Origin of the sequence: Bacillus sp. JJ664 (assembly GCF_036962205.1) — a bacterium.
Taxonomy (GTDB): Bacteria; Bacillota; Bacilli; order Bacillales; family Bacillaceae_G; genus Gottfriedia.
This window is the reverse complement of the sequence record NZ_JBALMS010000079.1, coordinates 5587-18587: the sequence shown is the minus strand read 5'-3', so window position 1 is coordinate 18587 and position 13001 is coordinate 5587. Positions and strand designations below refer to the sequence as shown.

General features: G+C 32.3%; 11 protein-coding genes. 4 read left to right on the top strand and 7 right to left on the bottom strand.

The annotated features are described in order from the left end of the window. Positions 1-54: 54 nt before the first annotated feature. Genes V7056_RS13640 through V7056_RS13630 form a run of 3 tightly spaced genes read left to right on the top strand, consistent with a single transcriptional unit; the run spans position 55 to position 3115 of the window. The gene (locus V7056_RS13640; RefSeq protein ID WP_499702781.1) at positions 55-717 is read left to right on the top strand and encodes a prepilin-type N-terminal cleavage/methylation domain-containing protein; all 663 of its coding nucleotides are present in this window, start codon (positions 55-57) and stop codon (positions 715-717) included. After that, positions 701-1318, top strand: a complete 618-nt coding sequence (locus V7056_RS13635; protein WP_499702779.1) for a hypothetical protein — start codon at positions 701-703, stop codon at positions 1316-1318. The genes V7056_RS13640 and V7056_RS13635 overlap by 17 nt, the downstream gene beginning before the upstream one ends. A gap of 12 nt (positions 1319-1330) precedes the next feature. Further along, entirely contained in the window at positions 1331-3115 is a 1785-nt protein-coding gene (locus tag V7056_RS13630; protein ID WP_499702778.1) for a hypothetical protein, read from the top strand. Between the two features lie 33 nt (positions 3116-3148). Here V7056_RS13630 and V7056_RS13625 read toward each other — a convergent pair whose 3' ends face one another. The 7 genes from V7056_RS13625 to V7056_RS13595 form a co-directional block, all read right to left on the bottom strand. Continuing rightward, on the bottom strand, positions 3149-6787 hold the full coding sequence (locus tag V7056_RS13625) for an Ig-like domain-containing protein (RefSeq protein ID WP_499702777.1): 3639 nt from the start codon (positions 6785-6787) through the stop codon (positions 3149-3151). Positions 6788-6835: 48 nt separating this feature from the next. Further along, positions 6836-7600: an ankyrin repeat domain-containing protein gene (locus V7056_RS13620; protein ID WP_499702775.1), complete on the bottom strand. Its 765-nt coding sequence runs from the start codon at positions 7598-7600 to the stop codon at positions 6836-6838. Between the two features lie 149 nt (positions 7601-7749). Then, entirely contained in the window at positions 7750-8463 is a 714-nt protein-coding gene (locus V7056_RS13615; protein WP_499702774.1) for a C40 family peptidase, read from the bottom strand. A 177-nt stretch (positions 8464-8640) separates the two neighbouring features. Next, positions 8641-10317, bottom strand: a complete 1677-nt coding sequence (locus tag V7056_RS13610) for a glycoside hydrolase family 13 protein (RefSeq protein ID WP_499702772.1) — start codon at positions 10315-10317, stop codon at positions 8641-8643. Between the two features lie 365 nt (positions 10318-10682). Then, a complete protein-coding gene (locus tag V7056_RS13605) occupies positions 10683-11486 on the bottom strand; it encodes a polymer-forming cytoskeletal protein (RefSeq protein WP_499702771.1) in 804 nt (267 codons plus the stop codon). 23 nt (positions 11487-11509) lie between these two features. Further along, entirely contained in the window at positions 11510-12124 is a 615-nt protein-coding gene (locus V7056_RS13600) for a DUF4004 family protein (RefSeq protein WP_499702769.1), read from the bottom strand. Between the two features lie 167 nt (positions 12125-12291). After that, positions 12292-12633, bottom strand: coding sequence for an MGMT family protein (locus tag V7056_RS13595; protein WP_499702767.1), 342 nt, complete (start codon positions 12631-12633; stop codon positions 12292-12294). 173 nt (positions 12634-12806) lie between these two features. Here V7056_RS13595 and V7056_RS13590 point away from each other — a divergent pair. After that, positions 12807-13001: HesB/YadR/YfhF family protein (locus V7056_RS13590; protein WP_499702765.1), on the top strand; the 195-nt coding region annotated here is incomplete at its 3' end.

Sequence of the window (13001 nt, the reverse complement as noted above, 5' to 3'; positions counted from 1 at the left end):
TTACCTATATTTTATCATTTATTTATTAAAATGAATGCAGAAAAGAGTGAAAAAATGAAAAACTTTGACGAAAACGGTTTGACTTTAGTCGAACTACTTGCATCAATAACTATTTTCTCGATCATTACAATCAGTCTTTTTTCCTTTTTTCCCCAAGCCTACCAATATACAACAAAAAATCAATCTAGAACACTTGAAATCAATGTAGCTCGTGGCGTACTTCATTATATAGAGCAGCAAGATTATGATTTAATGAATGAAATACATAATAAAGTAAAAGAGGAAACTAGTAAAATAACATCCTTTGATTCTAGTTCAATTTGTGACACTAAAGTAACAATTGCTAATTCTACAACGATGAGTTCTCCCGAAACAACGATGGACCTATTTCCAGATCACGCCAGCTGCTTATCGATGTTTGAACCAACTATAAATAATAAAACCTATGATGCACATAATATTCAGCTTTTTATACTTCCATATAACTGGGATGAAAATGATGGAAAGGAAATGATTCATACATTAGAGAGGGTCTTTCCTTCAAAAAATTTTGAAACGACCAAAAAGAAAATAGAGAAGTTAAGAGAAAAACGAGAGAAAGAGCCAAGTAGCTCTTATCCTATTTTATCGACAATAGTTTATATAGACTTTAGTCCAAATGATAAAATTCCTGGCGTTCTAATAGAAGGGAGTATCGTAAGTGAAATTTCAAATTAATCGCAATGTTAACCAAGCTGGATTAACAATAGTTGAATTGCTTACAACCTTGTCTCTTCTATCGATTGTACTAATTTCTATGTATGGGATTCTTACTCTTGGAATAAAAACCTATAATAAAATTACAGTTGAATCGACGATTAGAGATGAATCTGACTATGTCGTTTCAAGAATTCTGAATGAATTATACTCAACAAATTATAACCATATTGAACTTGATAATGGTGATAATAGTATCGCTTTTTATACATTCGATCAGCAAATGATTAATCAATATGATGATTTTACAAGTAATGAAACGATGAACTTACTAAAACCTAAAGCTAGATTAAAGATTGAAGATGAAAAGATTCAATTTTATACCTACATAAATGATATTGAATCAGTTCAAAACTTTCATACAGAGGACAGCATTCATTTAAATCAGGATTCCTCTATTTCCTTACAATGCACAAAGAATGAAAGCTCGTTTGTTAACAACAATGGAAAAATGACAGATTTTCAAATATGCAAAAGTGGCATTTTAAAGCTTAATTTAGTATTTGAAACCAATAAAAAAGATATTAAGCCTTATACGTTAAAAACAGAAATTGGTTTTTAAGGAGAAATAAGAATGAAAAATGAACGTGGGGCAAGTCTCGTTTTAGTTTTATTAATTAGTTTAATTTTTATCACATTAGGTTTAAGTATTTTATCTGTTTCCCTAGGAGGAACGAAAAGAACGACAATTCGTGAAAATGATGTTATTACCTCTCAAGATGCAATTGTTGAAATGACGAAAGTACTGTCCGATTTTCGTAAAGAAGTGAAAAATGTTTCATTAAAAAAACGAAGTGATTTAACAAATGGGATTTATCAAACAGAACTACAACAGATTATTGATGGGCTTCCAATTAAGCTATCAGAACGCTACAAAGATCTTTCAACTACTAAACCTATATTATTAGTATCAGATGAAACAGATAAATATGTAACCGCTACTTCGTATAAAACGAAATATTATACACGAGTATTGTTATTTAAAATTGATTATTATGGAAAATATAATTCTTCAACACCAGAATTAAAAAAGTCGATATCTAGAAGAATCTACCTTTCTCCAACACCAAGCTTTTTGCAGTATGCTGTTGGCGCTAAAAATAATCTAAACTTAAATGGTGCTTCCGATCTTGTAGGAAATATTTATGGATCAAATATTAATATTCTAAATCAGGCTAACTATATGGACGCGCTTACGCCAAGTCATTCAGAAAGTCACGCTGACACACCTTATCCTTATATCAGGGGTAGTTTAGTGATAGACAATGCGCTTCAACTATTAAAAAGAAATCAGCCACAAGGTGTAACATTTGGATCACTGAAATTACCTCTTTTGACGCAAGGTATGGTCTCAGAATATTTTTACCAAAACAAAGTGCCAATTATTAAGAAACCTGATGAAAACTTTGTAAACATGGATTTTAAACAAACGCTGTATGATAAATTAGATCTCATACTACCAACTAAGATGAATGAAAATGATCCGTTAGATTTATCGATAGGAGACAAAATTGTTGATGGTATCTTTCAGGATGCTCAATTCGATCCAACCGAAGAATCTGTGTTAGCTTTAAACGCCGCTTCAACAAGTCATCAATATGTGATAGAAAAAGATACGAATCCAGCAGATATTACGTTAAAAATCCCTTCTGGCAAAAAAGTGGTTTTGATGACTGATTTACCAGATGCACAAGGTAATTCAATTCATTCTGATTCGCCATTTATTATTAAAGATCATCTTAATCTAGAAGAAGATCAGTGGCTAATTGTAGATGGTGACTTAGAAATATATAATCGTAATATCGGTACTGAAAATCCTATCAATATTCAAGGTAACATCGTCGTCTTAGGTAATGTATCTATCCATGGATTTGATAATGATACTGCCGAAGAGAAAGATAAAATTCAATTTAACACAGCAATGTATGTACTAGGAAATTCGAGTATTTATAGTACAAATATTACAGGATTAGACGGAAAACAACTTGTGTTATTATCTAAAGGTGATTTATTAGTTAATCGTACAAATGAATTTTCAAGAGTAGATGAAAATGTCGTTCCACTTAAAGCATTCCTTTATACAGATGGTGAAGCAACCCTTTATGGAGTTGGTTCTGCTATTTCAATTAATGGTGGCATATTTGCAAATCATAATTTAACAATCAACTCGATTAGGCAAAACATCGTCACAACAAGAGGGCCAAACGTGTTAGATATTGATTCTGAATCACTGCAAAACAATCAAGCCTCACGCTTTTCGGTTATTTATGATAAAACAATTTTGTTAAATCAACTTGAGTCTTTACCAACAGTTGATTCATTACGAATTATTATGGATCACTACACTTTTTCAAAATAAAAAGTCGAATGCACATGCATTCGACTTTTGTTATTACCATTTTAAATCATTACCACTATTTCCATTCCCGCCATCTTTTGAATCATAAACATTGATATAGATTGATGCTTTGTGCTTACCATATTTTGAAATTGCTGTTACAGTGGCATATCCTTTTGATATTCCATGAGCTGTTCCGTTTGAATCTACTGTTACAAAACGTCTATCATTTGAGATCCACTCAGAGATACCAGTTTGTGTTGTATTCGTAGGTATATATTTTAATAAAGTAGATAAATCAATCGTTTTTCCTGCCTCTAAATCGATCGTTACTCTTGTAAAATTAATGTCTTGCAGTTCCCATGTAATTTTGACATCAAACTCTTTTGTCACATTACTTCCGTCCTTCGATGTCACCTTCACTTTAATTAAGTGATCATCTACAGGGACTGCTTTAGCTAGTATGACACCTGCTTCAGTTAATTGAACATAGTTTTGGTCACCGCTTGAGACTAATGAATAAACAACATCTCTATTATTAGCATTTAACGGTAAAACATTAGTGTGCTCCAATAAGTTCATACTTTGACCGACTTCAAGTAAAATTGGTGAATCCGCTTGAATCGAAGTTACTGGCTGCTTAACTGTTATGACGACTGTTTTAATGATTTCTTTATTGTTCTCGCCAATACCTTTGATTGTGACAGTTGTAATGCCTTTTTCTAATCCTTTTACCGTACCCGTTAATTTATCAATCTCAACAAATTCCGGATGGTCAATTGTCCACTTCAATCGATTGACTGCATTAGAAGGGATGACAATTAAGTGTAATGAACCTGTTTCACCTACATTTACCGTTAGCTTTTCATCAACTAAAATTGATTGCAATGGATTGGTTATGTTGACATTAATAATCGCTTCTTTTACATTCCCAAAAATATCAGTAACCGTTACTTTGACTTTTGCAATCGCCGATTCATCATTTATGAAAGCATCAGTTTTAATGCTTACTTCCCCACTTCCAGATACTGAAATTAAATCAGTTCCTTCAATGACCTGCCATGTTGTTTGTTTAATAATACCTTTTGTTAATGCATCTGTCGGATCATAATCTACTAGAATTTTCTGCGGTGTAACACTATTAATATTCATTGTAATTGAATCAGGTGTTTTAATACCTTTTAATTCATCTCTCGCATTCACATTTATATGATTAAATACGAGTGTTTTATCTGTATTATCTACCGAAGTAAATTCCAAGGTTGATTTAGCTAGTGTATAATCTCCATTAACTGTTGGCGTATAAACAATATCGAAGCTGACCGAATTAGCGATATATTGATCTTTAGAATTTCTTGTATACGTAATTGATCCTAGGCTACTAGTAATCGTTTTTGTATCATCTGAATTTTGCACTATTTTTAAATTTGATAATGAAGAATTAACTACAAAATTAGTAGGAATAGTTTCTTTAAATTGAATATTGTTCACTTTTAAAGTTTGGATATTATTATTTAATTTTGATCCATCAATCACATTTGGTGTAATGGTGTAGGTAACGCGAACACTATCTTTTCCTACTTTTAGAATGGATGTTGTACTCACTGACCTAGAAATTGATAGATTCTCATTTAATTTTTTAATAGTAACTACAAGATCTTTTTGACCTGCTTGCGCACCTTTTAAATCCCAAGCTCTAATGGTAATTTTTGCGGTACCGTCATTCACTAAACCATGTGAAATTTCTTCACTTATCGTTTGTCCATTGAGCATTGTACCTGTTTTAATTTGTACACCGTTTAATAGAATACTATAGTTTAAATTCGTATCATTTAAGTCAATGTCATCAACCTTAAACGATAACGGAATTTTTTGTGTTGTAGGTATTTCTTTAGTTGTATCCGGTGAATTGACTGTAATTGTTGGTGCTTGATTTGCTCCGATAAATGAAGCAAGCATCGTATTTACGAATAATTTTTGTTCATCTAAGCTGAATGTCGAGCTTGTATGCCCTGCACCTGAATACGTAATATTTTTACGTTTATAAATATAATACATATTGTAACTATCATTTGAATCCATCGCATTATCGTTTGGATTACTTAGGTTGTATAAAGGAATTACTTCTGGATCTTCTAAATCTAATGCAAAATATTGTGAGTGAGTCGTTGCAAGTGAAATTGTTTCAGCTAAAGGATATGGGAATGATGTGATCAAAGCATTATTTACTTTTTTTGCTTTATTGATCGTATAAGTTGCTTGATAGCCGATATTTGTTTCCATGTAATATCTACCTGGTGTTTGTAATTTCTGTTGCTCTGTAGTAGAATTCCAGTCACTTGCTACACCTAATTCTAATGTTTGTCCTGTTTCAGGTAAGAAGTTTTGAATCCAAGAGTTAGTTGCTTCAAATCGAGAGCCGCTAGCTGGGATTCTTTGGATTGTATCATGCGTAAAGAAAATACTCTGACCAGAATCGATAAAGTCATTTACAGCTTTTTGTGCATTTGTATTTGTAATTCGGACATTTCCATATGAATCTTCAAATCCAAAAACAATCATATTATAAAGCCCTGTATTTAGTTTTTGATATGCAGTGTTATTAAAATCCGACATACTAACTACATCTATTGTCATTCTATAATCTTCTGTATCAATGACATTATCAGTTCTACCTACTTGATTTAATACTTTTAATAGACTTCCATTTTGTGAAGTTGTTTTTGTCACCTGTAATACATGTATATCAACTTTGACATCCCTGAAAAGTAAATTACCAGTTTTATAATCCTTTAAACCATTTTGTCCTGTAATCTCCAGCTTCCACATTCGAATACCTGAGTATCCTTTCGGAAGAGTATACTTTAGCGTATATCCATTTTCAGCAGTTCCTAAATTTTTTACATATTCTTGTTTTACTAGTTCACTAGGCTCGTATTTTGTATTGAAATTAGAATCAATATATAAATTAGCCGTCAAATCGCTTGGATTTCCCTTATCAATTGAAAAAGTATATGAGATTATATCTCCAGTTTTATATGGAGTAGTAGTAGTTGCACTATCAGTTGGTATTGAAGTTACTTGGAATCTTGGTCTATTTGTAGTTATAGTCGAAATGCTTGCAGGGCCGGATACATATCCTACATTTGGATAAGCACTTTTCACATAATTTTGTGCTAAATTCTTTAATACACATTGATAATTTGGTTTTAATTTTGTATTACATGCTTGATTTTTAACTGATTCATGGAAATATACTGGTAGATTTCGTTTTATATAAAAATCCGCGATTTCAGTTGCCTTTAAAACCGTCAAATCATTCATTTTTGTCTTGGTTAAATTATTCGCTTTTCGATTTGTATTATCGTAAAGAATGTTATCAGGATTCGTATTGGTCGGATCTGGGTCAAGCCGAATAATGTCTGTTGAATAAGTGCCAGAGGCAAAGTAAATTGCATCATATTTGCCTTCTAGTTCAGAGCGATCTGCTACGAATTTTTTTACTGGTACTGTTGTCACATTATAATCTGATTTTTGACTCGTACTTAAAGTTGAATCAGTAGCTCCATCTGTAATTTCGAGCAATTTAATTTTTGGCGTGCTAGTAGCAGCATGCACTTTTGTTTGAAAAGGTAAAAGGTTCGGACATAACAAGCATATAAAAAGTACAATTGAAGTAATTTTATGTTTCATTTCATTTCTCCTTCATATTTTTATCATTATGTATGTCCGACTTTGATGTTATTTTAATAATAATTGTATATCTGCTAGACCATATTCCTTTGCATAATTCATTGCTGTCTTACCATCTTTATCTTTTATTTTTACATCGCTACCGCTATTTATTAGTTCTTGAACTGACAATTTATTTCCACTTTGCACTGCAATGACTAAAGGCGTCCTACCTTTTTGATCTGTAAGGTTAATCATTTGTTTAAATTGTAGTAAGTAATTGATTACCTCTGGTTGATTTTGAAGAGCTGCAATATGCATGGCTGATGAACCATCCTCTGACTGACTAAGTGGATCCGCACCTTTCTTAATTAACCACTCAACAACCTCTTTTCGATGATCATTTGTAGCTGAAGGAGCAATCGCTAAATGTAATGGTGTAAGTCCTAATTCATTTTCCATATTAATGTTCGCCTTTTTTTCTTTTAACAGATATGTTATCAGTTTCTTATTACCATTAACCGCAGCGATTTGTAGTAAATTATTACCATTCAAATCCTTACTTTCCCACGAGCCTCCAGCTTCTAAAATAAGTTTAGTAGCTTCATATTCATCTAGAGCTGCTGCCAATACTTCGGGTTTCACATCATCTTGTTTCGGTAGTTTTTCTAGTTTTGTTAGATCTAATATCTTTTGAATGCTTCTAACATCATTGTTATATATTGCTTTATATAGTTGACTGGACTGTTTTCTAAGTTCATCCTTATTTGAACACCCAGAACATAGTAATAAGAAAATTAGCAGGGTTATCAACAAATTTCTACTTTTTTTCATGATTCACCTCAAATAATTCCATTTCTCTACAAAACTATTATAACAGTAGTATATCAGGAGCAGCTTAATTTTTTTCATTTTTCTAAGAATTTATACCCATAAAAAAATCTATCTCTCAGTAGGAAAGATAGATTACTTTTTTATTATAATTAATTGATTACGCTGCCTGTACCTGCAAATTTGCCTTTCCAATATGAATTCGAAAGACTAACTACTGCAACACCCTTACTCGAAGTTGCTGAGATAAAGTTATTATCACCCATGAATATTCCAACATGGCTAATACCTTTTTTATATGTATTTTTAAAGAAAACTAAGTCTCCCGGAACTGGTTTTTTTACGATCGAACTAGCAGTATACATAGAAGCTGCTGTACGAGGTAATGTTGTTCCTACTTTATTATAAACGTAACCAACATAACCAGAGCAGTCGAAACCTTTAGTTGTTGTACCACCAAATTTATATGGTACACCTGTGTATTGTTTTGCGATCGTCGTTACTTGTTCTTTTTTAGAATATGGGTCATATGCTGCTGTTGCGGTTTTACTGTTTGGGTATTGTTTGATGAATGATGCAACACTCTTACCAAATAACATCATTGAAGTTGAGTCATTTAACGTGCCCGTAACCTTTAACTTCTTAGTAGTTTGATATTTTTTAAGAGCTGTTTCAACATCACTTCCGAAGTATTCCGTAGGGTTACCAGTGTAATAGCGTTGTTCCTTTAGTTTGATTTGTAATTGCATAACTGCTTTACCAGTCATCCCTTTTTTTAATTCAGTCGTAGTTGCTGCCTGAGATTCCTTTGTAAAGAAGATCATGCTAATTAAACATACTAAAGCGATTACAAGTTGCCTATTCATTGGTGTCTCCCCTTCCCTTTAATAATGTAAGTCTATCAAAATACTTTTTAGAAAACCATTACAAGAATGTTACAAATTGTCGAAAATCTTGTAAAAATAATGTAATCTGTAAGATTTTGCCAAATTTTCTCAAAAAAAAAAGAAAACCTGCCCATAAAGGACAGGTTTTCTCAAACTTTATGATAATCGATATACTCTTGCTTCAAATGGACTAAATTCCATCTTCTCACTTAAAGTATCTTCAATTGAATAAACATTTGATAAACATAATTCAGCATTCATTTTCAACAATTCAGCAGGGATTTCAAATGCTTGCTTCTCAGTTGAAAGGTTACTAATGATTAAGAAAGTTTCATTTTCATTCTTACGCGTGTATGCATATACTGGCTCACTTGCAACATCTAATAATTCATAAGGTGCATATACTAAAGCTTTATGTTGTTTACGTAAGTTAATCATCTGTTTGTAAAATGATAGGATTGAGTTTTCATCATTTTCTTGTGCAGCTACATTAAGTGTTTTGTAGTTTTCATTTGTTTTAATCCATGGTTTACCATTTGTAAAACCTGCATGCTCTTCCGCATTCCAATGCATTGGTGTTCGCGCATTGTCTCTACCATTTTTCCAAAGAATGCTTAAAATTTCTTGATCAGTAGAACCACTTTCTTTCATTAACTGATACATATTTTTTGCATTCACGTCATTATATTCGTCAATTGATTGGAAGTGAACGTTTGTCATTCCGATTTCTTGTCCTTGATAAATAAACGGTGTACCTTTCATAAAGAAATACATTGTTCCGATTGCTTTAGCAGATTTTTCCCAAAATGCTTCTTCATCATTTCCTAACGTACTAACAGCTCTTGGAATGTCATGATTTTCAATAAATAGAGCATTCCAACCATGTCCTTCTAATCCATTTTGCCATTTTGTTAATACTTCTTTTAAGTCAGGTATAGATGTAGCCGAATCATCTGTTTTTCTCCATAGGTCCATACTTTCGAATTGGAAAATCATATTGAATTTTCCATTTTCCTCCCCAACCCATAAATCAGCTTCTTCAATTTTAACGCCATTTGCTTCGCCAACAGTCATGATGTCATATTTAGCAAATGTCTCCTGTTTTAACTCTTCTAAATACTCATGAATTCCTTCTTGATTCATATGCATGTCAAAGCAAGATACATATTTTTCATTTTCTGGATTTGGCATATTTGGGAAACCAGCTCGTTTTTTAATATGACTGATCGCATCAACACGGAAACCATCGATTCCTTTATCTAACCACCAATTAATCATATCGTATACTTTTTGACGAACTTCTTTGTTTTCCCAATTTAAGTCAGGCTGTCTCTTTGAAAAAAGATGTAAAAAGTATTCCTTCGTTGCTTCATCATACTCCCATGCGGAACCGCCAAAAATACTCTCCCAATTATTCGGTTCTTCTCCTTCTTCTGTTCCCTCTCTCCAAATATAGAAATCGCGGTAAGGATTATCTTTCGACTTTTTCGATTCAAGGAACCAAGGATGTTCGTCACTTGTATGATTAACCACTAAATCTAAAATTAATTTCATTCCTCTTTCATGTACTGCTGACAAAAGATCATCGAAATCTGCCATTGTGCCAAACTCTTCCATGATATCTTGATAATCTGAAATATCATAACCATTATCATCATTAGGTGATTTATAAAATGGACAAATCCAAATAACATCAATCCCTAACTCTTTTATATAATCTAACTTAGAAATAACTCCTCTTAAATCACCAATTCCGTCACCACTTGAGTCCATGAAGCTGCGTGGATAAATTTGATATGCTACAGCTTCCTTCCACCAATTTTGTTTCGTCATATTTATTTCTCCTCCCATTTTAAAAGCGTTTACATTTTTGTCTATTTCAAAAGTTGAATGGAAAATTTCGCATTAATTTTTGCAATCGTTTGCATTATTTCCTTAATCTTAACATTCTAGATAAGATTCTTCAACATTCTTAATTTAAAAAGCATCTTTTTCTTAAATCATTGATATCAAATACATCCACTACTAAACTTATAAAATCTTTTTGTGCAAAGAACTATGCTTTCGTTTGCTTGAAGAATTAATACTTCTTACTAATTTGCATCAAATAACATGTTTAAGTAATTCTAAAAAAAAGAGCAACTTATCAAAAGGGTTCCTACCTTCCAACAAGTTGCTTTGTTTTGTAATCGTTCGTATTAGTGTTCAATTTTTTTAACTTCCTTCACTTTTGCAGAAGGATGAATTTGAACATCTTCAGTATATTCAACAAGATCAATTTTACATTTTGGGCCGATTGTTACTGCATCTCCTCTTACCACACTTGAAGTAGTATAATCGATCTTGATTGCGCTACCTTCAATTACATCTGAACGAAAATTAGTACGAGCATTAAATACTCTGGTAAATACACGTGTAAAGATGTTGCTGTCATCAAATCGGCTAATTTCAATCGTTTCGCCACCAATTTCTGGAACATAACTATATCCATAACTAAATCCACTATGAGTGATTTTCACATTTTCTGCATTCAGTAATCCGTTCATAGAGATATGTCCTTTTGCTGTAAATGCTTCACATTCTGCCCCTTTTTCTGCCGAAAGAGATCCCCTAACTGAAATAACTTCAGCTTTTACCATTCCGATTGTTCTCATTGAACCAGAGACATTCACACTATCTACCTTTACATCATTTTTTGTCTTAAAGCTACCACTTACATGTACGTCCCCACCAGTAACCTTTCCATCTATCGATAATGATCCGCTCACATTTAATTTTTGCACTTCAACATCACTTAAACATTTTGCGCTACCACTACAGTTCAAAAATTCGCTCTCTATTTTCCCATTAAACTTAGCAGAACCGCTAACTTTTACTTTAATACATTGGATGTCACCTAATATGCGTCCACTACCACTAACTCTCACATCGTCATATTTACCAGCCGAAATTGTACCCGAACCGCTTACATACGCATCTTGTCTTGGTTGTACGTTATCCATTCATTCTCCTCCTATCACAGTTATTATTTAAAGCTATTTAGATAATGAACAAGCTCAATATGAATTAATATCGCATCTTTTTGATCGACAAAAGTTTCATTTTGTTTTCCGATTACCCATGTCCCTACACCAAATTTTCGAATATATATAACGACCGTTTCTTCCAATTTTATTTGTGTTTTATGAGTCTCAACTAATAGTAAAAATTGTTTTACTTCTTCAATTGTGACACTCCCTTTTGATAACCAGTCATTCACAAATAATAATGAACATAATTGAACTGTATATAATTGCTCTAATTTTGAATTAGGGAATAATGATTGATAAATTTGTAATATTTGTTTAGGGATTTTATCTAAAGATAGTGCAACATTTTGAATATCCCCTATCTTTTCTTTACTAATAGAGAAGACTCTAGCAATATCATCCAATGATTGATCATCTTTTAATTCCATTATTCTTTCAATCCGCTCAAGGATCTTTCTTTTTGGAAAAAAGGTTTCTTGCCCTGTAAAACTTGATTTTTTCATAAACCAATCTTCAGGAATAATATTTTTTCTTTTCCAACGATAAAGCTGTCCGTACGATATGCCTGTAAGTTGTAGTAAATCTTTCTTTGAAATTAATTCTTCACTCATATGACACTCCTCCTACGACGAGTATAACAAAACAATGTTTTATTGTAAAGTTTTACTAATGACTATCTAATAATAGTAAAGGATGAACAACTCATTTTGCGTAACAATGTTTCAAAACAAATGTAAAGTACGAAAAAAAACTCAAAATCCAATAAGGTATTTTGAGTTTAAATTAAATCGACATCAGCTTTTTCTAAGACTGGAATCGGTTCATATTGAAACAGATTAAGATCGATTTTACGTTCCCTAATAAATATGACCCCTTCTTTTTCTAATGCATTTCTTTGTTGTAAAAATCCCTCTTCGTCTTGAATTCCAATTTCCCCTTTAGAATTAACGACTCTATGCCATGGAAGATTGTAGTTCTGACTCATTGAGTGTAAGATTCTAACCACTTGCCTTGCACCTCTCGGACTACCTGCAAGTTTCGCAATTTGACCATATGTCATCACTTTGCCTTTTGGAATTCTACGTATTACCTCAATTGCATTACTTGTAAAAGTGTTCATCTGCTTTTAAATCAATCCTTTATTTTCATATTTCTTCAATAGTACCATATTGAAGAAAAAAGATATGATCTGAAACATGTCATTACTTTTTCTTCCTAATCACATTTCTGTATAGTTTTTCACATTCATACTATAATACTTTTATAAAGGTTAGAAAGGTCGGATTACATAATATGAAAATAACAATTAGCAATGATGCGGTCCAATGGTTCCAAAATGAGATGGAAGTAGTCGCAGGTGATACAATTCGTTTTTTTGCACGATATGGCGGAAATAGTACAATTCATACCGGTTACTCATTAGGTGTTACGAAAGAAAAGCCTATAGATATCGGTGAATCAATAACAATTAATGATGTAGTTTATTTC

Bases quoted from the DNA above. Each gene is read 5' to 3' on its own strand.
- V7056_RS13605 (WP_499702771.1), bottom strand. From the start codon at position 11,486: ATGGATAACGTACAACCAAGACAAGATGCGTATGTAAGCGGTTCGGGT.
- V7056_RS13630 (WP_499702778.1), top strand. From the start codon at position 1,331: ATGAAAAATGAACGTGGGGCAAGTCTCGTTTTAGTTTTATTAATTAGT.
- V7056_RS13595 (WP_499702767.1), bottom strand. From the start codon at position 12,633: ATGAACACTTTTACAAGTAATGCAATTGAGGTAATACGTAGAATTCCA.
- V7056_RS13625 (WP_499702777.1), bottom strand. From the start codon at position 6,787: ATGAAACATAAAATTACTTCAATTGTACTTTTTATATGCTTGTTATGT.
- V7056_RS13600 (WP_499702769.1), bottom strand. From the start codon at position 12,124: ATGAGTGAAGAATTAATTTCAAAGAAAGATTTACTACAACTTACAGGC.
- V7056_RS13610 (WP_499702772.1), bottom strand. From the start codon at position 10,317: ATGACGAAACAAAATTGGTGGAAGGAAGCTGTAGCATATCAAATTTAT.
- V7056_RS13620 (WP_499702775.1), bottom strand. From the start codon at position 7,600: ATGAAAAAAAGTAGAAATTTGTTGATAACCCTGCTAATTTTCTTATTA.
- V7056_RS13615 (WP_499702774.1), bottom strand. From the start codon at position 8,463: ATGAATAGGCAACTTGTAATCGCTTTAGTATGTTTAATTAGCATGATC.
- V7056_RS13640 (WP_499702781.1), top strand. From the start codon at position 55: ATGAAAAACTTTGACGAAAACGGTTTGACTTTAGTCGAACTACTTGCA.